The sequence below is a fragment of the Streptomyces sp. NPDC006643 genome, from assembly GCF_042870175.1.
In the GTDB taxonomy this organism is placed as follows: Bacteria; Actinomycetota; Actinomycetes; order Streptomycetales; family Streptomycetaceae; genus Streptomyces.
Genome location: NZ_JBIAHA010000004.1, coordinates 239,593 through 263,475 on the forward strand (window position 1 = coordinate 239,593; position 23,883 = coordinate 263,475).

A 23,883-nucleotide genomic window follows, 5' to 3' on the forward strand; every position below is an offset into this window, starting at 1 on the left:
TCCGCCCGGTCACTTCCGGCCGGGTGTCCAGTTCATGCCCCAGCCGTAGGCGTAGTCGATGGTCCGCTGCGGGCTGACGCCGCGTTCCGGCACGAGGAACCGCGCTTCGCGCTGGACCAGCAGATCGGAGCCGGTATTGGTGATCAACGCGAGCGCGCAGACCGTGGAGGGCACGGTGCACTCGCCGAGCGAGAAGTCGATCGCGGCGCCGTTCTGCGGCTGGAGTGTGACCGTCGCGTCGAGATCGGCGAAGCTGCGCGCGCCTTCGTAGATCGTCACGAAGATGACGACGCGGCGCAGTTGGTTCTTGTGGTCGAGGTTGATGCTGAGATTCTCGCCGTTGGCCGAACCGCCGGTGCGGTCGTCGCCGTCGAGATGGATGAACGGCGGCTGGTGAAGCGCTCCGAAGGCATTGCCGAGTGCCTGGACGACGCCTTTGCGGCCGTCGGTCAGTTCGTACAGGGCGCACAGGTCGAGGTCGAGGTCGCCGTGCATGGCGACGGCCCGGCCGAGTTTGGCGCCCCAGCCCTTGAACTGTTTGCGCACCTGCCAGCTGAGATTGACGCGCATCTCACCGGAGTTGCCGCCCTGCTTGGACAGCGAGACGGACGGCGCCTCCTTGGTCAGGGTGACCTTGCTGAGCCGTACGGGAGACGGGGCGGGCGCGGCCGGGGGCGCCGCCGGCGGGGGCGGCGTGTACGACGGAGGAGCCGGGGCGGCGACGGGGGCCGGCTGCGCGGGGGCTCGCGTGTACGACGGCGCGGCGGAGGGCGTGGGCGCCGGCGGGGCGGCCTGCTGGGGCTCGTCGACGCTGATGCCGAAGTCCGTTGCCAGACCTTCGAGTCCGCTGCTGTATCCCTGGCCGACCGAGCGGAACTTCCAGGCTCCCTGGCGCCGGTACAGCTCGCCGAGGACGAACGCCGTCTCGACGGTCGCGTCCTGGCTGTCGTACCGCGCGACCTCGGCGCCCGACGCCGCGTCAAGGAGGCGTACGTACAGTCCGGGCACCTGTCCGAAGTTGCCGCCGTCCGCCGACGCGGCGACGACGATCCGGTCGATCTCGGCCTCCACCCGGCCCAGGTCGACGGACAGGGTGTCGGTCACGGTGCCGGGACATGTGCCTTTTCCGTCATGGCGCACCGCGCCCGACGCGTGGGTCGCCTGGTTGTAGAAAACGAAGTCGGCGTCCGAACGGACCTTTCCGGCCTTGAGCAGAAGCGCCGAGGCGTCGACATCCGGCGTCCCGGGCGCTGAACGCCATCCCAATTCGACGCGCACACTCGGTGCCGTCACCGGAACATTGGCTCCTTTAAGCATGGACATGCTCGCCCCCATCGAGAGTCGGGTGACCGAAAGTTTTCCGTCGTTCCAAACCTAATCGCTACAGAGGCCGTCGCACCCACGAGGACCCATGGGTAACCCCTCTGGAGCTTGCCCTTTACACGATCACTACGCTGCCGGACGACCGATTTTCCCAAGTTCGCTCGCATTGGGGATCCGAAGTGGCCCAGAGCTCCCGAAAGAACCCCCTTATCGGACTCCCCTCTTGGCACATCGTGGGCTTAACTTAGGTTCCATGACCTCCCCCCGCTCGACCTACGGCGGCGGTTACTACACCGCGCCGTCGTTCCCGGACACCCCGATCTACGACTCCCTCGTCGCGGAGCGGGGCACGCCTCAGATCGCTCCGATCCGAGTGCCATCCGCCTACGACACCGGCAGCAGCTATCAGAGCAACAGCTATCTGCCGGCGCTGCCTTCGGCGCTTCCCGCTCTTCCGGCGGCCCCCTCACAGCCCACGCCCTCCTACGGAGGCGGCTACCAGCCGCAGCCGGCGCAGCACCCCGTGCCGCTCCAGCACGCCCCGGCGCCCTACATCCCGCAGCAGGCGCCGCCGCCTCGCGGCTACCAGGGCGCTCAGCAGCCCTACCAGGCCCAGCAGCAGCAACAGCAGCCGCGTCCCCAGCAGCCCCGCCCGCCGCAACAGCAGCAGCAGCAGCGACCGGGGTCGGCGACGGGGTACGAGGCGATGCGCCCCGCCTCGCCGCGTCCGGCGCCCGCGCCGGTGCAGTACGACGACCCGTACAACCGCCCTTACCAGAGCCGGGGTTACTGACCCCGCCGGCGAGGAGCGGAGAAGGCCGGAGGGAGCCGGGGGGCTGCTGGCAGGATGGCCGTATGCCTCAGCCGTCCGCCCCAGTCCTGCACGCCCTGCGCGTTCATCCGGTGAAATCGGTGGGAGGTTTCACAGCGGACAGCGCGGTCGTCGAGCCGTGGGGCCTGGCGGGCGACCGCCGTTGGACGCTGATCGACGAGACGGACAGCGCTGTCACGCAGCGCGAGCAGCCGCGCCTCGCGCTGGCCCGCGCCGAGCCGCTGCCGGACGGCGGGATCATGCTGTACGCGCCCGGCCAGGAGCCGCTGGCGATCGCGCGCCCGGGGACGGGCGGACCGCGAACTGGCTTCCGGGGAAAGGGCGTTGACGTCACCACCCGTACGGACGAACCCGCGGACGACATCGTGGTGAACGTCTTCGGGACCAAGGTTGACGCCTCGCTCGCCGACGCGCGGGCGAGCGACTGGTTCAGCCGCCATCTCGGGGTGGAGGTCCGGCTGACGCATCTGGGCGACCCGGCGGTCGCACGCCCCGTCGATCCCCGGTACGCCCGCGCCGGGGAGACCGTCAGCTTCGCCGACGGCTACCCCCTGCTCGTGGTCACCCTCGCCTCGCTCGACGCCCTCAACTCCCTGATAGCGCAGGGCGATCACGCCGACGAGGGCCCGCTGCCGCTGAACCGTTTCCGGCCGAATCTCGTCGTCGCGGGCACGGCTCCGTGGGCCGAGGACCAGTGGCGCCGGATCACGGTCGGGGAGGTCACCTTCCGGGTCGCGAAGCCGTGCGGGCGCTGTGTGATCACCACGACCGACCAGCGGACGGCACAGCGTGGCAAGGAACCGCTGCGTACGCTGGCCCGGCACCGCCGGTTCGACGGAAAGTTGGTCTTCGGGCAGCATCTGGTGCCCGAGAACACCGGCACGGTGCAGGTGGGAGACGTGGTGAAGGTGTTCACCGGCTAGTCCGGACCCGGATCCGACCGGTCGAACGGTGGGGTGATTTCGCTCTCCCTTCCGCCCTTTTGTGCGTGAGCCGGTCCCCGCCGGGCTAAGACGGACAGGGGAACGGACGGCGGACGGAAGGGGTGCGACACGATGCGAGCGGTCGTGGGGCTCCGGCGCTGGCGGTACAACCCGCTGCGGAGAAAGACGGATCTCGTCGAGGCATGGGTCGCCCTCGGTGCCCTGCTCCTGATGATTCTCGCCGTGCCGGCGATTGGCTGGATCTCGGGTGCGCTGACCGACGACGCGTTCCGGCGCACGATCCGCGCCCAGCACGAGGACCGGCACCGCACGCAGGCCGTCATGGTCCGCGAGGCCACGGCGCCCACCCGCGTCTCGTCCGACCCCGAGGCCCCGACCCAGCGCGACCCCGCCCGGCCGGTGATCGCCAAGTGGACGGCGCCGGACGGCAGTCGGCACACCGAACTGGTCCGCTCGGCGCCCCCGGCTCTCCGGGCCGGCGACACCTTCGCGGTCTGGACGGACAGCGACGGCCGGCTCGCCCAGCGCCCGGCGGACCCCGCCGCCGCCCGTACACACGCGGTGCTGGCGGGGCTCGCGGTGGCCCTGGGAGCCGCCGGTCTGATCGAGGCCGTCCGCCGGCTGGTGGTGTGGCGGCTCAACCAAGTCCGTTACGCACGGCTCGACCTGGCCTGGGCACGGGCCGGTCCGGACTGGGGTCGTACCGGCGCGGGAAGCTGACCGGAACGGCTCTTGGGTCAACTCACCGGTGCCGCGCGCGCTACGGTGGTGCGACCCGGTCCTCTGACGCGGCCGGGACTTCCTTGAGTCGACCCCCCGTGCGGGTCAGGTCGGCACAGCACGCGCAGGCGCACGAGGTGGGGACAGAACAACACCATGGCACAGGGCACCGTCCAGGTGACGCACACCGGCACCTCGCGTTGGCGTCGCCGTACCGGCGAGTACGCCTCTCTCGCAGCGGCCCTGGAGGCCGCGGGCGACGGCGACATACTCACCGTCGCGCCGGGTACCTACCGGGAGAATCTCGTGGTCACGCGCGCCGTCACGCTGCGCGGACCCGAGGGCCCGTCGGGCTCGGTGCGCATCGCGCCGCCGGACGGCGTACCGCTGACGGTGCGCGCCTCGGCGACCGTCCACGACCTGCATGTGGAGGGCCAGGACACCACCGCGCCCGCGCTGCTCATCGAGGACGGCACCCCGGAGCTGACGGATCTGCGGATCGTCACGCGTTCGGCCGCCGGTATCGAGGTGCGCGGCGCCGCGCGCCCCACCGTCCGCCGCTGCACCGTCGACAATCCGGCCGGGGTCGGCGTCGCCGTGCTCGACGGGGCCGGCGGGGTCTTCGAGGACTGCGAGGTCGTGGCGGCCGGTCAGTCGGGCGTCTCGGTACGCGGCGGGGCGCATCCCCGGCTCGAACGGTGCCGGATCCATCACGCGTCGGGCGGCGGGCTGACCGTCACCGGCGAGGGCAGCGGACTTGAGGCCGTCGGCTGCGAGGTGTACGAGATCAAGGGCACCGGGGTGCAGATCGCCGCACGCGCCGCCGCCCATCTCACCGACTCCAGCGTCCACCGCACCTCGGCCGACGGGATCACGCTCGACACCGACGCGGTGCTGACGCTCTCCGACTGCGACATCCACGACATCCCGGAGAACGCGGTCGATCTGCGCTCGCGCTCCGTGCTGACGCTGACCCGGTCCACGGTGCGGCGCTTCGGCCGTAACGGGCTCTCCGTCTGGGACCCGGGCACCCGGGTGGACGCCAACCAGTGCGAGATACATGACAGTACGGGCGACTACCCGGCGGTCTGGGTGAGCGACGGGGCGACCGTCGTCCTGGACTCGTGCCGGGTGCACGACGTGCCGGACGCGCTGTTCGTCCTCGACCGCGGCTCACGCGCCGACGTCGTGGACAGCGACCTCTCGCAGGTGCGGAACACGGCCGTGTCGGTGAGCGACGGCGCGACGGCGCAGCTCGACGACTGCCGGATCAGGGAGGCGTCCACCGGCGCCTGGTTCCGGGACCACGGCAGCGGCGGCACCCTCAACTCCTGCACCATCGACGGCGTACAGACCGGTGTCATCGTCACCAAGGGCGCCGACCCGACCATCGAACGCTGCACGATCACCTCGCCCGCCGAGGCCGGTTTCTATGTCTCCGCCGAGGGCCGGGGCACGTTCCACGACTGCCGGGTTACGGGCAGCGGCGGCTACGGCTTCCATGTGATGGACGGCTGCCGTACGACGCTGACGCGCTGCCGCACCGAGCGGTGCGCGCGCGGCGGTTACGAGTTCCCCGACGGCACCGCGCCGGGCGCCGACGGCAACGGGGCCGGGCCGACCGTGGAGGACTGCACGAGCGACGAGAGCGGTGTGCTGGCCGCCGTGCCACAGCCGACGGCCCTGCTCACCGCCACCGAGACGACGGGGCTGCTGGGCACGGTCCCCGCGCAGAGCGCGACGCCCGCGCCGGACCTGCCGCCCGCCGAGCCGGTGCGCGAACCGGGCAAGGTCCTCGGTGAACTCGACGCGCTGGTGGGCCTGGAGAGCGTCAAGCGCGAGGTCCGCGCCCTCACCAACATGATCGAGGTCGGCAGGCGCCGGCAGCAGGCGGGCCTCAAGGCCGCCTCGGCGCGCCGCCATCTGGTCTTCACCGGCTCCCCCGGCACCGGCAAGACGACGGTGGCCCGGCTGTACGGCGAGATCCTGGCCTCGCTCGGGGTGCTGGAGCGCGGTCATCTCGTGGAGGTCTCCCGGGTGGATCTGGTGGGTGAGCACATCGGCTCCACCGCGATCCGTACGCAGGAGGCGTTCGACCGGGCCCGCGGCGGTGTGCTCTTCATCGACGAGGCGTACGCGCTGTCGCCGGAGGACTCGGGGCGCGACTTCGGGCGTGAGGCGATCGACACGCTGGTGAAGCTGATGGAGGACCACCGGGAGGCGGTGGTGGTGATCGTCGCCGGCTACACGGCGGAGATGGAGCGCTTCCTGGCGGTCAACCCCGGTGTGGCGTCCCGTTTCTCACGGACCATCACCTTCGACGACTACGAGGCCGACGAACTGCTGCGGATCGTGGAGCGGCAGGCCGAGGAGCACGAGTACCGGCTCGGCGCGGGTACGGCCGAGGCGCTGTTGAAGTACTTCGCCGTCCTGCCGAAGGGGCCGGCCTTCGGCAACGGCCGTACCGCGCGCCAGACGTTCGAGTCGATGGTGGAGCAACACGCGAGCAGGGTCGCCCAGTTGCCGGAGACCAGCACGGACGACCTGACGCTCCTCTACGCGGACGATCTGCCCGAACTGCCGTGATTCCGCTGCTCCGTGGCGGCGCCGGCGCGCTGCGCGGGCAGTGCGGGCGGCAGCCGGTCCAGCAGCGCCGCGCGCTCCACGGCGAAGCCGGGGTCGGCCTGGTAGTCGGAGTGCCCGAGGATCGGTTCGGGCAGCGGGTGGCGCTCGGTGCGGCCGTAGGCGAGCGGGTCCTTGAGCGGCCCGTGGTCCACGGCCGGCTCGTCCCCCTCGCCACCGAGGCGGACCGGGCCGCCGATCGGGTCGGTGGCCCGCCACAGGTTGCGCCAGCAGTGCACCTCCCGGCCCAGGTCGCCGAGGGGCGCGGCACCGAAGTAGGCCGGGAACCAGCGGCCGTACAGCCGCTCCAGCGGTGAGCCGTACGTCAGCAGCGCGACCTGGTGGCGGGTGGCCTCGGGCAGCTGCCAGACGGCCGCCGCGGCCAGCACACTGCCCTGCGAGTGGCCGGAGATGACGAGGCGTCCGCCGGTGCGGGCGGTCCAGGTGGCCATCCGCCAGGTGAGGTCGGGTACGGCGCGCTCCGCGTAGCACGGCGGTGCGAAGGGGTGCGAGGCGCGCGGCCAGAAGGTGCCGACGTCCCAGAGGATGCCGATGGTGCGCCGGGCGGACGCGTCGCGGTAGGCGCGGCGGCCCCAGGTCACGAACAGTATGAAGCCGAGGCCGATGAGCCAGGAGCCGAGCGCCTGCGCGGTGTCGGCGGCGGACTGGATCAGAGCGGGTTCGCCTTCGGCGGCCCGGCCGGGGACGTCGCCGCTGAGCCAGGCGCCGAGGACGGCGCCGGTGCCGAGCAGGAGGGTGGCGCCGGCGACGAGTCCGACCAACCAGGGCGCCGCGTCGGTGAGTTCGGCGCGGGCGCGGGCACCGGCGATCCGGCGGGTACGGACGGAGTCCGGGGTGACGCGCGCCTCCCGGGACCCGTACTCCGCCTCCACGACCGGCGCGAGGCGGACCGCCCTACGCGCGGTGCGTACGACGAGGACGACGACCGGGATCAGCAGGAGCACGAGCAGGACGGGGATGACGGCCGCCAGCCAGCTGAGCAGCACCGGCGGCCCGGGGATGGAGCCCTCCCCCATGCCGGGTGTGCCGGTCCCGTCGAGCCAGTCCCCGACACGCTGGGCCACTCCACCGGTCATCACCCCGGCCAGGGCGCAGGCCAGCATGGCGACGGCGGGGCCGCCGAGGCCGTGCAGCGCGATCCGGGCGTGCCGGGCGCGGCGGTGCAGGACCAGGGCCGCCACCGCGAGCGCGACGACGAGGAACCCCTGGGCGAGGATGAGCACGGAGAACGTGACGGCGCCGGGGAGGGTGCCGGAGGAGAGCCAGCCGGGGCGGGACCAGGCGGCGTACACCAGCGCGAGACCGAGCAGCACGAGGGAGCCGGCGGGCAGCCGGCTGATGAGCGCCTTGTCGAGCGTGCCGTCGCGCCTGCGCTCGCTGCGGCCCCTGCTGCATACCACCCAGAGCACAACGAGCCCCGCGGCGACGAGAGTTGCCTGGAGCAGCCAGCCGGCCGATTCGCGTACGGCGCTCGACGCGCCGCGGTCGTGGCGGGCGGCGGCCCCGGTGACCGCGCCCGCGACGGTGAGGAATCCGGCGGCGGTGTGCGCGGCGCGCAGCCGGGCGACGAGCCGGCGGCCGTACCAGAAGCCGGGCCTGGCGAGTGCGGGGCGGACGGTCGCGGGCTCGGGCGGTCCCTCGTACGCGTCCGTGGCGTCGGGAAGCTCGGCCGGCGGCTCGGAGGGGCTGTCGACGGTGGTGGTGTCGCCCGGCGGGCGCTGGGCCTCGTAGGCGCTCCAGGTGCGGTTGGAGAGAAACCACAGGAGCCCCACCAGCGCGGCGGGCACCAGCGCGGCCAGCGCCAGGCGGCGGCCGGGCTGGGACCACCAGCCGCCCTGCTCGGCGGAGAGGAAGCCGAGCCAGGCGCGGTCGCCCGAGCAGCCGGCGGAGCCCGCGCACTGCCAGGCGACGAGGTCGAGCGCGACCTCGCAGGCGGCGGCGGTGAGCAGGACGGTGAGGGTGAGCGCGAGCAGCCGTACGAACACGCCGTACAGCCGCTGTGTGCGGGCGAGTCCGTTGGTCGCCGGGCGCATCCAGTGCGCGAGGTTGACGACCATGAAGGGAAGCAGCAGCAGCCACAGGGCGCGGGTGCCGTTGCCGGAGGTGAGGTTGGACCAGCAGTACGCCTCGGGCACCGGCCCATCCTCGTCCCGCCGCTCGGCGTGGGCCTCGGCCTCCTCGTCGCCGGGACGCCGGTAGATGGCCGCTGTCTCGTCGCCGGTGATCCGGACCACGTACGGGTCGGCGAGCATCTCCTGCGCGGTGGCGCCGCCGACGCCGTGGACCAGCAGTTCGAGCGCGGCGCCGTCGCTCCGGTGGACGGGGGGCTCATGGGACACGTGGGTGACTCGCTCTCGGGTGACGTCTCACGGGCGGTGGCCGCCGCCTTCTGCGACTCTCCCCGGACCGGGGAGGGCCGACACCTGCGTAGGGGGCCCAACGGCGTGGGAGGATGAGGAACCCTGATGATCAGCTGTGTACGGCGGCCCCGCACGATGCCGGCGTGGAAGGACAGGCCCCGGTGGTGAGTGACAACCAGAACCTCCTCGCGGAACAGCGACGGGCCCTGATCCTCGACGAGGTGCGACGGCGCGGCGGTATCCGTGTCAACGAGCTGACGCGCAAGCTCAACGTCTCCGACATGACGGTCCGCAGGGACCTCGACGCGCTCGCCCGCCTCGGCGTCATCGAGAAGGTGCACGGCGGCGCCGTGCCCGTGGTGGAGGCGAGCACGCACGAGCCGGGCTTCGAGGCCAAGTCGGAGCTGGAGCTGAGCGCCAAGGAGGACATCGCGCGGGCCGCCGCCGCGATGGCGGTGCCCGGCCGGGCCATCGCGCTGTCGGGCGGCACCACCACGTACGCGCTGGCGCACCATCTGGTGGACGTGCCCGATCTGACGGTGGTGACGAACTCGGTGCGGGTCGCCGACGTGTTCCACGCCGCGCAGCCCGCCGGGTCGTCGGGCGGTCAGCGCGCGGGCGCGGCCACCGTGGTGCTGACGGGAGGGGTCCGTACGCCGTCGGACTCGCTGGTGGGTCCGGTCGCCGACCAGGCGATCCGCTCGCTCCACTTCGACGTGCTGTTCCTGGGTGTGCACGGGATCTCCGCCGAGGCGGGGCTGTCCACGCCGAATCTGGCCGAGGCGGAGACGAACCGCCGTTTCGTGCGCTCCGCGCGCCGGGTGGTGGTCGTGGCCGACCACACCAAGTGGGGGACGGTGGGCCTGAGTTCGTTCGCCACGCTGGACCAGGTCGACACCTTCGTCACGGACGCGGGGCTCTCGCCCGAGGTGCGCGAGGAGATCGTGGAGCAGCTGCCCGGACTGGTGGTCGCCGGGGAATCGGCCGACGGATGACCGTCTTCCGGGTCGCACGCGGTACGGCGCTGCCCGCCGAGGAGGCCTGGCTGCGGATCACCGACTGGCCGGCGCACGGTGGCGGGGTGCCGTTGACCCGGGTCCTCGTGACGACGCCGGGGCCGACCGGGACCGGGACGGTGTTCGTGGCGCGTACCGGAGTCGGGCGGGCGCGGTTCGACGACCCGATGGAGGTCGTGCGGTGGGAGCCGCCCGCGGCGGGGCGCCCGGGGCGCTGCCGGCTGGAGAAGCGGGGCCGGGTGATCACCGGCTGGGCCGAGATCGAGGTGACGGAGAGCGGTGGTCGCACCCTTGTCCGGTGGACGGAGGAGCTGCGTGTGCGCTTCCTGCCGCGCTTCCTGGACGGGGTGACCGCGCGGACGGGACGCGTCGTCTTCGGCCGGGTCGTGGACGGCCTGCTGCGGGGTCAGGGGCGCTGAGAGCCACGCCGGCTCCCCGGGACGGCGACGTGAATCCGACGGGACGGCTGACGGGCGGCGGACGGACGGCGAACAACTCCCGTCGTTTCGCCGACTGTTCGGGACCCCCGGTGTGGTCGGCGGCTACGGTGTGGCGCGGCGGGCGAGCCGGCCCGCGGAAGCGGACGTGGTGGAGGGGCAACGGATGAAACTGCTACGGGGGTTGGGTGTGGCGGTGGTCGCCGGGGCGGCGCTGCTGCTCACCGGGTGCGGCGTGCCGACCGACTACAGCGAGATCGTCACATTCACCGACGAGCACGGCCGCGCGTGCACCGCGTCGGTGGTGGTCGACCAGGAGCAGAACGAAGGCGACGACTACGAAGTCTCCAGCCTCGACTGCGACTTCCCCCCGGAGGGCCGGAGTCCGGGTCCCACCCGCTACTCCCCCTTGCCGGAGCGCGACGCCAAGTGACGTCGCGCGAGGTCGTAGGCGACCGTCAGTGCCGGTCGTCGCGGTCGCCCTCGACGTCGCCCTCGTAGTCGCCCTCGTAGTCGCCCTTCCTGATCACTCCGTGCACGCCGACGGTGCGGTCGACGCAACACCGCAGGTCGGTCGCCCGCGTCCGGGAAACCCCGGGGGAGACAGACCCCGGTCAGCCGGGCCAGACGCCCGTCCGCAGGAACTCCTCGACGGTGGCGGTGTACGGCGCGATGTCGAGGCCCTGCGTGGCGAGCCAGTCGTCGGAGTAGTACTTGTCGAGATAGCGGTCGCCCGGGTCGCAGATCAGCGTCACCACACTGCCCTTGCGGCCGTCGGCCACCATCTCGGAGACGATCCGCAGCGCGCTCCACAGCCCGGTGCCCGTCGAACCGCCCGCCTTGCGGCCGATGGTGCGCTCCAGGACGCGTACGGCGGCGATGCTCGCCGCGTCCGGCACCTTCATCATCCGGTCGATGGCCCCGGTCACGAAGCTCGGCTCCATGCGCGGTCTGCCGATGCCCTCGATCCGTGAGCCGCGCTCGCTGCACGCCTGCGGGTCGCGGCGCGTCCAGCCGTCGAAGAAACAGGAGTTCTCCGGGTCCGGGACGCAGATCATGGTGTCGTACTGCATGTAGCGCACATAGCGGGCGATGGTCGCCGATGTGCCGCCGGTGCCGGCCGTCGCCACGATCCACGCGGGCTCCGGGTAGCGCTCCAACCTCAGCTGCTGATAGATCGATTCGGCGATGTTGTTGTTGCCGCGCCAGTCGGTGGCCCGCTCCGCGTAGGTGAACTGGTCCATGTAGTGCCCGCCGGTCTCGGCGGCGAGGGTGGCCGACTCCTCGTACATCCGGCGTGGGTCGTCCACGAAGTGGCAGCTCCCGCCATGGAATTCGATGAGCCGGCACTTCGCGGGGCTGGTGGTGCGCGGCATGACCGCGATGAACGGGACGCCGATCAGCTTCGCGAAGTACGCCTCCGAGACCGCCGTGGAGCCGCTGGACGCCTCGATGACGGGCTTTCCCGGGCGGATCCAGCCGTTGCAGAGCCCGTACAGGAACAGCGAGCGGGCGAGGCGGTGTTTGAGGCTGCCGGTCGGGTGGGTGGACTCGTCCTTCAGATACAGGTCGATGCCCCACCGCTCGGGCAGCGGGAAGAGCAGCAGATGGGTGTCGGCCGAGCGGTTGGCGTCGGCCTGGACCTTGCGTACGGCCTCCTTGAGCCAGGACCGGTACGCGGGGTCGCCGCGGTTCACGTCGATGGTCTGCTGCTGCTCCGTCATGCGCGCCGTCCCTCGTCCCGCCGGTGCCCGTGCCCCGGCGCAACAGTAAGCCCTCGACCTGGGCAAACCGTACCTTTGGGTATCCATAGCCGCGCCTTGGACATGAGGCCCTCCGGGCGCCCCGCGGGCGGGTCGGAGGGGTGTGACGTGTCGTCAGGGGCTGGCGGGGAAGTCTCTCTGGCGTCCGCGCGTTGAGTTGTGCAGACTTCCCTACAGGGAACAGCACGAAGGGGGCGGATGAGCCATGGCGGAGCCGGAGTTCAGTGCGAGCGGCGTCGAGATAGAGCGCTGGCCCCGCTCGCTCACCAAGGCGGGCCGGGTGCTCATCCAGGACGGCAGACTGGCACTGCTGACGAGTTACGGGCGGGTCATCGACAGCGCGCCGCTGCGGGCGGTGCAGGCGGCGAAGCCGTGGTTCCGGGGGGAGGACAGCACGGTGGCGACCGTGAACGGCACGCGTTACCGGCTGACGATGGGCGGGGACGGCAGACGGCCCGAGGGCCGGTTGCTGGCCGGACGCTTCCTGGAGACCGTACGCAGGGCTGGGACGGCGAAGACCTGACGACCTGAATCCGACCACCGGCGCCGACGGCCCGTGCCTGACCGTCGGCGCCCGATCATCGATGTCTGCCCTGCCCGCCGGCACCTGGCCCACGGCCCGCGAGTTGCGGTCCCGTACCACATGGCCCACTCTGGAGTACATCACTCAGGGTGAACCGGTGGTGACGCTGCGATCCAGCCCCGCCGGGCAAGACAGCAGCGAGCCTCGCGAGTGAGCTGCTGGATGTGATCCATGCCTTCTTCCGGACTCAATCGGGGAGTCGCAGCCGTGATCAGCCAGCCAAGCAGGCAGTGCACGGTGGAGCTCCAGGCCCTGCCGTCGCGGATCCGCCAGGTCCGCAGAATCGTTTCTGCGCAATTGCGCTACTGGCAGCTCGACCCACTGATCGACCAAGCGGCGCTCGGCGTGACCGAGCTGCTGACCAACGTCCACCGGCACGCACAGCCGGACAAGATGTGCACCGTCGACATCAAACTCCTGCTCGACCGGCTCACGGTCGCGGTCCATGACCACGACCCGCGCCTGCCGACCATCAAGGAGGCCGACCCGCTCGACATGTGCGGGCGTGGTCTCGCCCTGATCGAGGCCGTCAGCGAGAGCTGGGGGGTGCGCGCGGAGGGTGACACGGGAAAGGTCATCTGGTTCACGCTTCCCGCCTCGTCGGCCGCAGCTCCGCCCCGGCATCCGCTGTACGGCGCGACGACGGACGGCCCGTTCTCGGGCACCTCCTTCGCCGACAGCGCCTTCGCGGGCATCCGGGCCGTGTCCGGGGAGCGCGACCATACCGCCGCCCGGTCAGCCGTCGTCGGCTGACCGGGCGGGGGGGGAACCCGGGCGGGGGGACCTCACCGCGTCACCGCGTCACCGCGTCACCACGCCGTCGCCTCACTCGGTGGCGATGGCGCGCAGCACGTCCAGACGTGCCGCCCTTCGCGCGGGGCGCCAGCCCGCGATCACGCCGGCCGTCAGTCCGACCGCGCCCACGAGCAGCAGCCGCGCCGGCGGCAGCGCGAAGGCGAAGGCCGTGTCTCCCGCGCCCTCGGACGCCTTGACGACGACCCAGCCCAGCAGAGCGCCGAGTGCCAGTCCGCCCGCCGTACCGAAGGCGGCCACCAGCACGGACTCCCAGCGGACCATCGCCCGCAGCTGCGCCCTGGTCTGGCCGACCGCGCGCAACAGGCCCAGTTCCCTGGTGCGTTCGTGGACGGCGAGGGTGAGGGTGTTGGCGATGCCCAGCAGCGCGATGAGCACGGCGAGCGCCAGCAGCGCGTAGATCAGCGTGAGCATCATGTCGATGGCCCCGGCTGACGTCCGCGCGTACTCGTCGCGTGTCTGCACGTCCGGGTCGCCGAAGGCCGCCGCCGTCTTGTCCACGGCCGCTCTGGCCTCGGCGGCCGGCACGCCGTCCTCGAAGGTGACTGAGACGAGCGTGTCGGCGTCCTGGGTACGGTGCGGGGCCCAGGCCGCGCGGGTGATGACGTAGTCGCCCGCGAGTTCGGACCGCTCGTAGACCGCCCTGACGGTGAAGGTCTCCTTCCGGCCGTCGGTGAAGGTGAGTCGGGTCGTGTCGCCGGTCGTCAGATTCCGGTCGTCGGCCTGCGCCCGTGACACCGCGATGTCCTTCGTGCCGAATCCGTCGAACGAGCCGTCCACGGACCCGAGATCGAAGCCCTCGGCGAGCGCGGGCGGGTCGGTGACGGTCAGCTGACGGCCGTCCCCGTCGACCTCGGCCACTCCCCTGCCGAGCCCCACGGCCAAGCCCACTTGGGGCAGTTCGGCCAGGGCGGGCGCGAGCCGGGGGCTCAGCCCGCTGCCTCCGCCGCCGAACGCGGGCACGCTGACCGCGAGATCACCGGCGAAGGAGCGCGACACCGTCTGATCCATGGTGGCCTTCAGCGAGGCGCCGAAGACGGTGAAGAGCGAGACCACGGCGACGCCGATCATCAGCGCGGTCGCGGTCGCCGCCGTGCGCTTCGGGCTCCGCAGGGCGTTGCGCTTGGCCAGGGCACCCGAGACGCCGCGCAGCCGGTCCAGCGGCCCGCCCAGGATCCGTACGGCGAAGGAGGAGGCGACCGGGCCGAGGACCACGAAGGCGACGAGCGCGAGGACGGCTCCCGTGCCCGCGAGCACGAGGGACGGCGCGGCGAGGACACCGGTCAGGATCGTGGCGATCCCGGCCAGGCCCAGCACCGTACCGACGACGGCCCTGGTGCGGGAGGCGCCCGAGTCGTCCACGGCCGTCTCGCGCAGAGCGGCCAGCGGCGCGGTGCGCCCGGCCCGTACGGCGGGCAGGAGCGCCGAGCCGACACAGACGACCACGCCGACGGTGAGCGGCAGCAGCAGCGAGAGCGCGCGGATCACCAACGCCCCCTCGGGGAAGGGGAATCCGATGACGGGGAACAGCGCCCGCATCCCGGCGGCGACTCCGATGCCGCCGAGCAGGCCCGCGGCCGACGCGACCAGGGCGACGACGCCCGCCTCGGCCAGTGCGCCGCCCACGACCTGGCGCCGGGTGGCGCCGAGGGCGCGCAGCAGCGCGTTCTCGCGGGTGCGCTGGGCCACGACGATGGCGAAGGTGTTGTGGATGGAGAAGGTCGCGACGAGCAGCACGATGCCGGAGAAGACGAGCAGCAGGGTGGTGAACAGGCTCAGGAACTGTCCGGAGATCATTTCCTGGTTCTCGTCGGCGGACCGCTGTCCGGTGATCGCCTCCACGCCGGCCGGCAGGACCTTCCGGAGCGACTCCACCAGTTCGCCCTGCTCGGTGCCGGGTCCGGCCCGTACCTGGATGCTCGCCGCCTCGCCGGGCCTGGGCGCGAGGTACTTCTCCGCGTCGGCCCTGGTCATCCCGGTGTAGGTGACCTGGGCCATGCCGTCCTCGCCGCCGAAGGTCGCGAGACCGACGACCGTCACCCGTACCGGATCGGGCGTCCGCAGCACGGTCGTGTCGCCGATCGCCAGCTTGCCCGCCTCGGCGGCGCCGCGGTTGAGCACGACCTCACCGGTCCTCACCGGCAGCCGCCCGTCGGCGAGTTGGTACGGGTTGAGCCGGGCGTCGTCGATCCAGTTGCCGGCGACGGTGGGCGGGCCCTGGCCGCCGACGGGCTCGCCGTCGGAGCCGACGAGCTGTCCCGCGCCCTCGATCCTGGGCGCGACGGCGGCGACTCCGGGGACCCGCTCGATCCTCTCGATCAGGGCGGTGGGGACCGGTTCGCGGGTGCCTTGCGCGTCGCCGGGCACGGTCACGACGTCGGCGCCGCGGACGACGGCGTCGGTGCCACCGGCCGCGTCGCCGAACATGGTGTCGAAGCTGCCGCGCAGCGTGTCGCCCATGACGAGGGTGCCCGTCAGGAAGGCCACGCCGAGCAGGACGGCGGTGAAGGTCCCGGCGAGGCGCCGCTTGTGCGCGCGGAGCGAGGAGACGCTGATCCGCAGCGAGGCACGCGTTCCGCTCATGACCGCGCCCCCCGGGTGACGGGGGTGGCGCCCGTTCTCGTGTCGAACGCCTTGAGCCGGTCGAGCACCCGCTCCGCCGTCGGGTCCGTCATCCGGTCCACGAGCCGTCCGTCGGCGAGGAAGACGACCTCGTCGGCGTGGGCGGCGGCGACCGGGTCGTGCGTGACCATCACGACCGTGCGACGCGTACGGCGCACGGTGCTGCCCAGCAGCCGTAGCACCTCCTCGCCGGAGCGCGAGTCGAGATTGCCGGTCGGCTCGTCGGCGAAGACGACGTCGGGGCTGCCCGCGAAGGCGCGGGCCACCGCGACACGCTGCTGCTGACCGCCGGACAGCTCGGCGGGGCGGTGGTGCAGGCGGTCGCGCAGTCCGACGACGTCGATGAGCGCGTCGTACCACTCGTCGTCGCGTGAGGCGCCCGCGAGATCCATCGGGAGCGTGATGTTCTCGGCGACGGTGAGGGTCGGGATGAGGTTGAACGCCTGGAAGACGAAGCCGACGCGTTCGCGCCGCAGGAGCGTGAGTGCGCGGTCGTCCAGGGTGCTCAGGTCCGTTTCGCCGATGAGCGCGGAGCCGGAGGTGAGTGTGTCGAGTCCGGCCGCGCAGTGCATGAGTGTGGACTTGCCGGAGCCCGAGGGCCCCATGATCGCGGTGAACCGGCCGGCCGGGAAGCCGACGCTCACCCCGTCCAGGGCCCTGACCTCCGTGTCGCCCCGGCCGTAGACCTTCACGGCGTCGACGACGCGGGCGGCGGTGGCGGTGGCCGCCGTGCTGGTGGCCGCGGTGCTGGTGGTCACGCGGCGCCGCCCTTGCCCGTACGGCCGAACTGCTCGTCCAGGACGGACAGCCGGCGCCAGTACTCGTCCTCGTCGATCTCACCGGCGGCGAACCGCCGTCCCAGCATGGCGATCGGCGACCGCTCATCGTGCACGTCACGCGGGTCCGGCGTGGACCGGCCGGCCGTCCACGGGGGTCCGCCCCGGCGTCCGCGCCAGACGGTGCGGCGCAGGAGCGTGACGCCGCCGACGATCACCGCTGGCCAGACGAGCGGGAACAACAGGATCCAGGGGCCGGGCCCACCACTGTTCGCAAGGGTGTTCATCCTGATCAACTCCTCGGTTCGCGACTTCCGCGAGGTCGGCTACGGCGGCTTCTCGCTGCCGCTCGTCGTCGTCCTCTGTCGCTTTCGAGAGTCCCGCCGGGAGGGGGTCCGAGTCGTCGTACGGCCAGCGGCAGTACGGGTACCTCACGGGGAGTACGCGGGCCGGAAACGGCTGCTCCCCCGGAGGGCCGCCCCGGGGCGGCCACGGGTGGATCAGCTCTCGTCGAGGTCCTTCAGCCTGCGGAACACCCGGCCCTCGTGGGCGAGACGGCCCACCAGCGCCCCGCCGTAGACGACGAATCCCACGCCGACGAGCCAGGACTGGAGCACCAGGACGGTCCCGAACGGGCCGTAGGTGACGGCGCTGGAGGCGATCAGCGGCGAGAAGACGAGCTGCGAGAACCCGCGCAGGCCGAGCAGACCGAGGGTGGTGGCGACGGCGCCGGGCAGCAGCGCGTTCCAGCGGACGCGCCCGCCGAGCAGCATGCGCTGGGCGATCCAGAAGAACAGGAACGTGCCGATGACATCCAGCACGACGACCACCAGGGGGCCGAGCACGGGGTCGTCGGGGCTGGGGGTGTTGGTGAAGCCGAGCAGCGCGGCGACCAGCAGGGCGAGGAAGACGACATGGCGCCACATCGTGTGCCAGCGCGCGGTGGGCAGGTCCCAGACCTTCTCGTAACCGGTCTGGACGGCGGAGCCGAAGGTCAGTCCGAAGACGGCGAGCGCGGCGAGACCGAAGGCGGTGGTGCGCTGGAGCGCTGCGGCCGGGACGCCGAACAGTCGCTCCACCTGTCTCTGGGACTCGTGGGTGACACCGATCGCCTGGCCGAGCCAGCGCGCGAAGCCCTGGCCGCTGTTGGGTTCGGCCGCCGCGACGAGGACCAGTACCGGGACCAAGGTGAGGAATCCGAGCGCCGCGAAACCCATGGCCCGGTGCATCAACTCCATGTCGCGCCCGCGGGTCCAGGCGAGTCCGACCGGTGACGCGCGCAGCCACCGGTCGAGGCGCCGGAACCAGCGCGGCGGGGGCGGCGGGGGCTCGGCGCCGGACGGCTCGGTCCCGGACGGCATCTCGGTCATACGGGGTGACCTACCCGCGAAGGGGTGTGAACCGTCCGTGGTGCGGCCGGACGGGTGGTGGGAACCGGTGGTGGGAACCGGCGGTGGGCGGGAGCGCGGCCAAGCGGGCGCGCGCCGGCGTACGTCGGCGCCCGCGTCCGGCCGATCCCGAGGTGGGGCACGGCACTGACCGGCGGGGCACGGCCCGGCGCTGACCTGACCGGCCCGACTCGCCGGGTCAGGTCAGGTCGACGTCAGGTCAGGCCTGCGTCAGGTCGGTGCGGCGTCAGGTCAGTGCGGCCAGCGGGTCGTCCAGGACCGGCTGCCAGGCCAGTTCGGCGGCGCCGACCAGGCTGTTGTGGTCGAGCGCGCAGGCGAGGATCGGCACGCTGCCGCTCCGCCCCCACAGGCTGCGGTCGGCGACGACGGCACGCAGCCGGGCGGGATCGGCGTCGAGCAGTTCGCGATGCAGGCCGCCCAGGATGACGCGGTCCGGGTTGAGGATGTTCACCAGTCCGGCGAGCCCCTGGCCCAGCCGGTCGATCAGTTCCTCGGCCGCCGCCCGTACGGACCGGTCGGCGTACTCCGTACGGAGCAGGTCCCGCGACTGCTGAAGCAGCGACCCCTCGGGGCCGGGGTCCCGGCCCGCGGCGTCGAGGAAGGCGAGCGGGTCGGTCTCGACGTCGAGACAGCCCCGGCTGCCGCAATGGCAGGGCCTGCCCTCGGGGTTGACGGTCAGATGGCCGACTTCGAGCGCGAGTCCCGAACTGCCCGTGTGCAGACGGCCGTCCACGACGAGCGCGCCGCCGACGCCGCGATGTCCCGTGGCGACACAGAGGAGTTGACCGGCGCCCCGGCCGGCGCCGTGCCGGTGCTCGGCGAGGGCCGCCAGGTTGACGTCGTTGCCCGTGAAGGCCGGGCCCTCGATGCCCGCGGCGCGTACCTGCTCGACGAAGAGGTCACGTACGGGAGCGCCCGCCGGCCAGGCGAGGTGCAGCGGGTTGAGCGCGGTGCCTTCCGGTTCGGCGACCGCCGAGGGGACGGCGAGGCCCGCGCCGACGCAGCGTCGTCCGCTCTCGCGCAGGAGCGCGGCGCCCTCGGCGACGACCGCGCCGAGCACCTGGGCGGGGTCGGAGGAGACGATGACGCAGCCGGGGGTGGTGGCGACCGTACGGCCGCCGAGGGCGACCAGGGCGGCGCGGAAGCCGTCGGCGTGGACCTGGGCGGCGAGCACCACCGGGCCGGTGTCGTCCACGGCGAGCCGGTGCGAGGGGCGGCCCTGGGATCCGGCCGCGGCGCCGGGGCGGGAGTCGACCCGGATCAGGCCGAGCGCTTCCAGTTCGGCGGCGACGGCGCCCGCCGTCGCACGGGTGACGCCCAGTTCCGTGGTGAGCACGGCGCGGGTGGGCGCGCGGCCCGTGTGTACCAGTTCCAGTGCGGGGCCGAGCGCGCTGCGGCCTCTCTCCAGTCGTGTCCTGGTCGTCGTCGCCTTGCCGTTCATATGGGTGAGTCTCCCATGATCCCGCCGTCGAACCGCCGCCTTGTACGGATCGGCCCCGTGCCCCTATCCTTACTTTGTGCCGAACCTAAACAAACTCCGGACGGCCATGACGGGGGGTCGCGGCGGAGATCCCGCCGCCGACGCCGCGCTCTCCCGCCTCACCCGGCTCCGTATCACCCTGACCCTCTTCTTCGCCCTGGACGGCTTCCTCTTCGCCGGCTGGGTCGTCCGTATCCCCGCCATCAAGCAGCAGACCGGCGCGTCGGCGAGCGACCTCGGGCTGGCCCTCCTCGGGGTGTCCGCCGGAGCCGTGATCACGATGATGTTCACGGGGCGGATGTGCGCGCGGTTCGGCAGCCATCCGGTGACCGTGGTCAGCTCGCTGCTGCTGGCGCTGAGCATCGCCCTGCCCGCGCAGACGCACTCGGCGCTGACACTGGGCCTCGTCCTGCTCGTCTTCGGCGCCGCGTACGGCTCGCTCAACGTCTCCATGAACAGCGCGGCCGTCGATTTCGTCGCCGCGCTGCGCCGTCCCGTGATGTCCAGCTTCCACGCCGCGTTCAGCCTGGGCGGCATGGCGGGCGCGGGGCTCGGCGGTCTGGTGGCGGGCAGTCTCTCCGCGTCCACGCACCTTCTCGCCCTCACGGGCGTCGGCGTGCTCGTCACCGTGCTGGCCGGTCCCTCGCTGCTGCGCCTCACGCTGCCCAGCGCCACCGCTCCCGCCGCCTCGTCCACCTCCTCCTCCGCAGCCTCCGCCGCTGCGAAAACGGCTTCCCGGCGGCCCGACCGGCGTACGCGCCGGCTGGTCATCCTCTTCGGCGTGATCGCGCTGTGCACCGCGTACGGGGAAGGCGCCCTCGCCGACTGGGGCGCCCTGCATCTCGCCCAGGACCTGGACGCCGGTGCCGGGCTCGCCGCCGCCGGATACTCGCTCTTCGCCCTCGCCATGACGGTGGGCCGCCTGTCCGGTACGGCGCTGCTCGAACGGCTCGGCCAGACCCGCACCTTGGTCGCCGGCGGTGGGCTCGCGGCGCTCGGTATGCTCCTCGGCGCCCTCGCGCCGACGACCTGGCTCGCGCTGGCCGGCTTCGCCGTCACCGGGCTCGGTCTCGCCAACATCTTCCCGGTGGCCGTGGCCAGGGCGGGCGCGCTCGCGGGCCCGAGCGGGGTCGCCGCCGCGTCCACGCTGGGGTACGGCGGCATGCTGCTGGGACCGCCCGCGATCGGCTTCCTCGCCGACTGGTTCTCCCTGCCTGTCGCGCTGACGACCGTCGCCCTGCTGGCCGCCGCGGCGGCCCTCATCGCGTACTCGGCACGCAATGTCTCGGCGCCCGATCCGGTGGCGGCGGCCCGCGCGGCAGCCCCGACCGAGCTTCCCCCGGCGGCCCCGGCGGCGGCCCGCGCCGCGCGCCAGGAGGGATGAGTAGCCGTACTCAGGCACATCGGTTCGGGCCGTCCCACGATGGAGGAACCCAACCGACACGGGAGAGAGACCTCATGAAGTCAGTACGCCTGAAGGCGCTGTCCCGGCTCGCCCGGAGCCCCGCCGCCCGGCTCGTCTACGGAAACCGGGCCTCCCAGATCTATCTCGCCGTCGTCGCCGCGACGGCGGTCTACGTGGCCGTCGACACGCTGTTCGCGCAGCACGGCGACGCGTCGTTCGCCGGGCTGTGGCTCTTCTTCCTCGCCGCGCCCACCGTCTTCCTCTTCATCGCCGGGGGAACGTCGGTCAGCGAGTCGTTCGCCTCGTCGGCCACGTTCGGCTATGTGACGCTCATCGCCTCCGTACTCATCCAGGCGGCGGCCATCGGGGCGTTCGTCCGGCTGCTGAGCAGCGACCGTACCGGCCACGCGCACGCTCCTCGCGGGGCCTGACACCGGAACTGACGGTGCGTCAGCCGAGCCAGCCCGGTCGCACCAGCCCCGACTCGTAGGCCCTGACGACCAGTTGGGCCCGGTCCCGGGCGCCGAGCTTCACCATCGTGCGGCTCACATGCGTCTTGGCGGTGAGCGGGCTGACGACCAGCCTGCGGGCGATCTCCTCGTTCGAGAGCCCGATCCCGACGAGAGCCATCACCTCCCGCTCCCGCTCGGTGAGTTCGCCGAGGCCGTCGGACGACGACGGCGCCTTGGAGCGCGAGGCGAACTCCGCGATCAGCCGCCGCGTCACACCGGGCGACAGCAGCGCGTCGCCGTCCATCACCGCCCGGACGGCGCGCAGCAGTTCCTCGGGCTCGGTGTCCTTGACGAGAAAGCCGGACGCGCCGGAACGGAGCGCCTCGAAGACGTACTCGTCCAGCTCGAAGGTGGTGAGCATGACCACCTTCACCTGGTCGAGGCCGCCGTCCTCGGTGATCCTGCGGGTGGCGTCGAGCCCGTCCATCACCGGCATCCGGATGTCCATCAGGACGACGTCCGGGGCGAGTTCGCGCACCTTGCGCAGCGCGTCCGCACCGTCTGCGGCCTCCCCCGCGACCTCGATGTCCGGCTGGGCGTCGAGCAGGGCGCGGAAGCCCGCCCGTACCAGTGACTGGTCGTCGGCGAGCAGGACACGGATCACGGTGTCTCCTTGGGCTTCAGGGGGAGGGCGGCCCGTACGCGGAAACCACCGTCGGGGCGTGGCCCCGCCTCGATGGTGCCCCCGAGGGCGGCGGCGCGTTCACGCATCCCAGCCAGTCCGTTGCCGCTGCCGCCGGCCTCGTCGCCGGTGGCGGGTCCCGCGTCGTCGATACGGAGGGTGAGCAGGCCCGTCCCGTAACCGACCTGGACATGAGCCGTACGCGAACCGGAGTGCCGTACCACATTGGTGAGGGCCTCCTGGACGATACGGAAGGCGGCGAGATCGGCGCCGGGCGACAGCGCGACGGGCTCGCCCTCGTTCGCCAGCTCGACGGTCAGACCGGCGCCCGCCGCCTGTTCGACGAGTTCGGGGAGCCGGTCGAGTCCCGGCGCGGGGGCGCGGGGGGCGTCGCCGGAGGTCCTGAGCGTGTCGAGGACCTGGCGTACCTCGCCCAGCGCCTCCTTGCTCGCGGCCTTGATGGTGGTGAGGGCTGTCCGGGCCTGTTCCGGGTCGGAGTCGATGAGCGCGAGGCCCACGCCCGCCTGGACGTTGATGACGGAGATGGAGTGGGCGAGCACGTCGTGGAGTTCGCGCGCGATGCGCAGCCGCTCCTCGTCGGCGCGGCGCGCTTCGGCGGCGGCGCGCTCCCGCCGGTCGTGGAGCCACTGCTCCCGGCGCACCCTGACCAGTTCGGAGCCGACGAGAACGGCGGCCACCCAGGCGGAGACGCCCGCTTCGGGCCCCCAGGGCGCGGCGGAGTCGCCGCCGGGCGGCAGGAAACGGTAGAGCAGATGGCCGACGAGCAGATGGCTGGCCCAGAGCAGACCGATCGCCCACCAGGCCGCTCCGCGGTGTCCGGAGACGATCGCGGCGAAGCAGGCGACCGCGACGGTGACGAAGATCGGGCCGTACGGGTAGCCGGCGCCGAGGTAGATCATCGCCGACAGGCTGACGCCGAAGACGCAGAGGACGGGATACCGGTGGCGCAGCAGGAGCAGCGCGGGCCCGGCGAGCAGCAGGACGCGGGCGAACGCGTCGAGCGGTTCCCGGTCCGGCTGCGCCTCGGCGGCGAAGCCCGTACCGACCATGACGAAGACGGCGAGCACCACGGTGGTGATCCAGGGCAGCCGCGCGTTCCCGTACCCGTCCGGGCCGTCCCCGGTCCCACCGGCACCCGCCCAGGGCCCACCCCTGAGCCAGGGGGGCCCGAACCCGTGGCGCCTGATCCGCTGTTCCATACCCGTCACGCTAGACGGGCGGACGGGTGCGCTGCGTCCGCCGGGCGTGGCGACCGCGCGTACTCCCGGGGGAGTACGTGGGCGGCTCACGGATCGGCCGCCGGCAGCGGCTCGTCGACCTCGCCGGGGGCGTATCCGGTGCGGTCGACGCTCCCGCGAGGTGTTTCCTCGCGTGGGGCCGCCGCAACGGCACGACGGGCGCCCCTGCGCACGGCTCGGGCGTGTCGCACGCGTCCGGCCACCGGGACGCGCCGGGTCCCTCGGACCACGGCACCGCCACCGGCACGTGCGGGTGCGCGGTCGCCGGCCGTCCGCCTGATCGCCCCCGCCCGACCGCCCGTCTGGTCGTCCGCGTACGGCCCGGGTCGTCCGGCACGGCGATCCTTCGCCTCGCTGTCGATGG

At 72.6% G+C, this 23,883-nt stretch carries 21 protein-coding genes; 11 read left to right on the top strand and 10 right to left on the bottom strand.

What is annotated here, in order from left to right; all coding sequences use genetic code 11:
• Positions 1-9: 9 nt before the first annotated feature.
• A complete protein-coding gene (locus ACFYNU_RS07835) occupies positions 10-1,335 on the bottom strand; it encodes a TerD family protein (RefSeq protein WP_356585099.1) in 1,326 nt (441 codons plus the stop codon).
• A 241-nt stretch (positions 1,336-1,576) separates the two neighbouring features.
• Here ACFYNU_RS07835 and ACFYNU_RS07840 point away from each other — a divergent pair, with 241 nt between their 5' ends.
• The 4 genes from ACFYNU_RS07840 (at position 1,577) to ACFYNU_RS07855 (ending at position 6,405) form a co-directional block, all read left to right on the top strand.
• On the top strand, positions 1,577-2,116 hold the full coding sequence (locus ACFYNU_RS07840) for a DUF6643 family protein (RefSeq protein WP_356585100.1): 540 nt from the start codon (positions 1,577-1,579) through the stop codon (positions 2,114-2,116).
• 62 nt (positions 2,117-2,178) lie between these two features.
• Positions 2,179-3,078, top strand: coding sequence for an MOSC domain-containing protein (locus ACFYNU_RS07845; protein ID WP_356585101.1), 900 nt, complete (start codon positions 2,179-2,181; stop codon positions 3,076-3,078).
• A 132-nt stretch (positions 3,079-3,210) separates the two neighbouring features.
• Positions 3,211-3,819, top strand: a complete 609-nt coding sequence (locus tag ACFYNU_RS07850) for a hypothetical protein (protein WP_356585102.1) — start codon at positions 3,211-3,213, stop codon at positions 3,817-3,819.
• 156 nt (positions 3,820-3,975) lie between these two features.
• Complete coding sequence (locus ACFYNU_RS07855) at positions 3,976-6,405, top strand: right-handed parallel beta-helix repeat-containing protein (protein WP_356585103.1); 2,430 nt, start codon at positions 3,976-3,978, stop codon at positions 6,403-6,405.
• Here the strand turns inward: ACFYNU_RS07855 and ACFYNU_RS07860 are convergent.
• Positions 6,375-8,801: a hypothetical protein gene (locus ACFYNU_RS07860; protein WP_356585104.1), complete on the bottom strand. Its 2,427-nt coding sequence runs from the start codon at positions 8,799-8,801 to the stop codon at positions 6,375-6,377. The genes ACFYNU_RS07855 and ACFYNU_RS07860 overlap by 31 nt on opposite strands.
• 185 nt (positions 8,802-8,986) lie before the next feature.
• On the opposite strand from ACFYNU_RS07860, the gene ACFYNU_RS07865 reads away from it, so the two are divergent.
• The 3 genes from ACFYNU_RS07865 to ACFYNU_RS07875 all read left to right on the top strand — a co-directional run bounded on the left by ACFYNU_RS07865 (position 8,987) and on the right by ACFYNU_RS07875 (position 10,708).
• Positions 8,987-9,817 carry a DeoR/GlpR family DNA-binding transcription regulator gene (locus ACFYNU_RS07865; RefSeq protein ID WP_356585164.1) on the top strand — a complete coding sequence of 277 codons (831 nt, stop codon included), beginning with the start codon at positions 8,987-8,989 and terminating at the stop codon, positions 9,815-9,817.
• Positions 9,814-10,257: an SRPBCC family protein gene (locus ACFYNU_RS07870; RefSeq protein ID WP_356585105.1), complete on the top strand. Its 444-nt coding sequence runs from the start codon at positions 9,814-9,816 to the stop codon at positions 10,255-10,257. Before ACFYNU_RS07865 ends, ACFYNU_RS07870 begins: the two co-directional genes overlap by 4 nt.
• A 184-nt stretch (positions 10,258-10,441) precedes the next feature.
• Complete coding sequence (locus ACFYNU_RS07875) at positions 10,442-10,708, top strand: hypothetical protein (protein WP_356585106.1); 267 nt, start codon at positions 10,442-10,444, stop codon at positions 10,706-10,708.
• A 181-nt stretch (positions 10,709-10,889) separates the two neighbouring features.
• On the opposite strand, the gene ACFYNU_RS07880 is transcribed toward ACFYNU_RS07875, so the two are convergent.
• Entirely contained in the window at positions 10,890-11,999 is a 1,110-nt protein-coding gene (locus tag ACFYNU_RS07880; protein ID WP_356585107.1) for a PLP-dependent cysteine synthase family protein, read from the bottom strand.
• A 244-nt stretch (positions 12,000-12,243) separates the two neighbouring features.
• Between ACFYNU_RS07880 and ACFYNU_RS07885 the strand changes: the two genes are divergently transcribed.
• Positions 12,244-12,561 (top strand): hypothetical protein, encoded by a 318-nt coding sequence (locus tag ACFYNU_RS07885; RefSeq protein ID WP_356585108.1) that lies wholly within the window; start codon positions 12,244-12,246, stop codon positions 12,559-12,561.
• Positions 12,562-12,828: 267 nt separating this feature from the next.
• Complete coding sequence (locus ACFYNU_RS07890; protein WP_356585109.1) at positions 12,829-13,374, top strand: ATP-binding protein; 546 nt, start codon at positions 12,829-12,831, stop codon at positions 13,372-13,374.
• Positions 13,375-13,446: 72 nt separating this feature from the next.
• Here the strand turns inward: ACFYNU_RS07890 and ACFYNU_RS07895 are convergent, their stop codons facing one another.
• From ACFYNU_RS07895 to ACFYNU_RS07915, 5 genes are all read right to left on the bottom strand, one after another.
• Positions 13,447-16,017, bottom strand: a complete 2,571-nt coding sequence (locus tag ACFYNU_RS07895; protein WP_356585110.1) for an FtsX-like permease family protein — start codon at positions 16,015-16,017, stop codon at positions 13,447-13,449.
• Positions 16,014-16,814: an ABC transporter ATP-binding protein gene (locus tag ACFYNU_RS07900; protein WP_356585111.1), complete on the bottom strand. Its 801-nt coding sequence runs from the start codon at positions 16,812-16,814 to the stop codon at positions 16,014-16,016. The genes ACFYNU_RS07895 and ACFYNU_RS07900 overlap by 4 nt, the downstream gene beginning before the upstream one ends.
• Positions 16,811-17,119: an SHOCT domain-containing protein gene (locus ACFYNU_RS07905; protein WP_356585112.1), complete on the bottom strand. Its 309-nt coding sequence runs from the start codon at positions 17,117-17,119 to the stop codon at positions 16,811-16,813. Before ACFYNU_RS07905 ends, ACFYNU_RS07900 begins: the two co-directional genes overlap by 4 nt.
• Positions 17,120-17,332: 213 nt before the next feature.
• Complete coding sequence (locus tag ACFYNU_RS07910; protein ID WP_388765540.1) at positions 17,333-18,193, bottom strand: YhjD/YihY/BrkB family envelope integrity protein; 861 nt, start codon at positions 18,191-18,193, stop codon at positions 17,333-17,335.
• Between the two features lie 274 nt (positions 18,194-18,467).
• Positions 18,468-19,682 (bottom strand): ROK family protein, encoded by a 1,215-nt coding sequence (locus ACFYNU_RS07915; protein ID WP_356585113.1) that lies wholly within the window; start codon positions 19,680-19,682, stop codon positions 18,468-18,470.
• A 76-nt stretch (positions 19,683-19,758) separates the two neighbouring features.
• Here ACFYNU_RS07915 and ACFYNU_RS07920 point away from each other — a divergent pair, with 76 nt between their 5' ends.
• A complete protein-coding gene (locus tag ACFYNU_RS07920) occupies positions 19,759-21,105 on the top strand; it encodes an MFS transporter (protein ID WP_356585114.1) in 1,347 nt (448 codons plus the stop codon).
• A 74-nt stretch (positions 21,106-21,179) separates the two neighbouring features.
• Positions 21,180-21,557 carry an SCO4225 family membrane protein gene (locus tag ACFYNU_RS07925; RefSeq protein WP_356585115.1) on the top strand — a complete coding sequence of 126 codons (378 nt, stop codon included), beginning with the start codon at positions 21,180-21,182 and terminating at the stop codon, positions 21,555-21,557.
• 19 nt (positions 21,558-21,576) lie between these two features.
• Here ACFYNU_RS07925 and ACFYNU_RS07930 read toward each other — a convergent pair whose 3' ends face one another.
• Positions 21,577-22,242 carry a response regulator transcription factor gene (locus ACFYNU_RS07930; protein WP_356585116.1) on the bottom strand — a complete coding sequence of 222 codons (666 nt, stop codon included), beginning with the start codon at positions 22,240-22,242 and terminating at the stop codon, positions 21,577-21,579.
• On the bottom strand, positions 22,239-23,480 hold the full coding sequence (locus ACFYNU_RS07935) for a sensor histidine kinase (protein ID WP_388765490.1): 1,242 nt from the start codon (positions 23,478-23,480) through the stop codon (positions 22,239-22,241). Before ACFYNU_RS07935 ends, ACFYNU_RS07930 begins: the two co-directional genes overlap by 4 nt.
• Positions 23,481-23,883 lie beyond the last annotated feature (403 nt).

Bases quoted from the DNA above. Each gene is read 5' to 3' on its own strand.
- ACFYNU_RS07835 (WP_356585099.1), bottom strand. From the start codon at position 1,335: ATGGGGGCGAGCATGTCCATGCTTAAAGGAGCCAATGTTCCGGTGACG.
- ACFYNU_RS07935 (WP_388765490.1), bottom strand. From the start codon at position 23,480: ATGGAACAGCGGATCAGGCGCCACGGGTTCGGGCCCCCCTGGCTCAGG.
- ACFYNU_RS07875 (WP_356585106.1), top strand. From the start codon at position 10,442: ATGAAACTGCTACGGGGGTTGGGTGTGGCGGTGGTCGCCGGGGCGGCG.
- ACFYNU_RS07855 (WP_356585103.1), top strand. From the start codon at position 3,976: ATGGCACAGGGCACCGTCCAGGTGACGCACACCGGCACCTCGCGTTGG.
- ACFYNU_RS07850 (WP_356585102.1), top strand. From the start codon at position 3,211: ATGCGAGCGGTCGTGGGGCTCCGGCGCTGGCGGTACAACCCGCTGCGG.
- ACFYNU_RS07910 (WP_388765540.1), bottom strand. From the start codon at position 18,193: ATGCCGTCCGGGACCGAGCCGTCCGGCGCCGAGCCCCCGCCGCCCCCG.
- ACFYNU_RS07895 (WP_356585110.1), bottom strand. From the start codon at position 16,017: ATGAGCGGAACGCGTGCCTCGCTGCGGATCAGCGTCTCCTCGCTCCGC.
- ACFYNU_RS07880 (WP_356585107.1), bottom strand. From the start codon at position 11,999: ATGACGGAGCAGCAGCAGACCATCGACGTGAACCGCGGCGACCCCGCG.
- ACFYNU_RS07885 (WP_356585108.1), top strand. From the start codon at position 12,244: ATGGCGGAGCCGGAGTTCAGTGCGAGCGGCGTCGAGATAGAGCGCTGG.
- ACFYNU_RS07870 (WP_356585105.1), top strand. From the start codon at position 9,814: ATGACCGTCTTCCGGGTCGCACGCGGTACGGCGCTGCCCGCCGAGGAG.
- ACFYNU_RS07925 (WP_356585115.1), top strand. From the start codon at position 21,180: ATGAAGTCAGTACGCCTGAAGGCGCTGTCCCGGCTCGCCCGGAGCCCC.
- ACFYNU_RS07840 (WP_356585100.1), top strand. From the start codon at position 1,577: ATGACCTCCCCCCGCTCGACCTACGGCGGCGGTTACTACACCGCGCCG.
- ACFYNU_RS07845 (WP_356585101.1), top strand. From the start codon at position 2,179: ATGCCTCAGCCGTCCGCCCCAGTCCTGCACGCCCTGCGCGTTCATCCG.
- ACFYNU_RS07915 (WP_356585113.1), bottom strand. From the start codon at position 19,682: ATGAACGGCAAGGCGACGACGACCAGGACACGACTGGAGAGAGGCCGC.
- ACFYNU_RS07905 (WP_356585112.1), bottom strand. From the start codon at position 17,119: ATGAACACCCTTGCGAACAGTGGTGGGCCCGGCCCCTGGATCCTGTTG.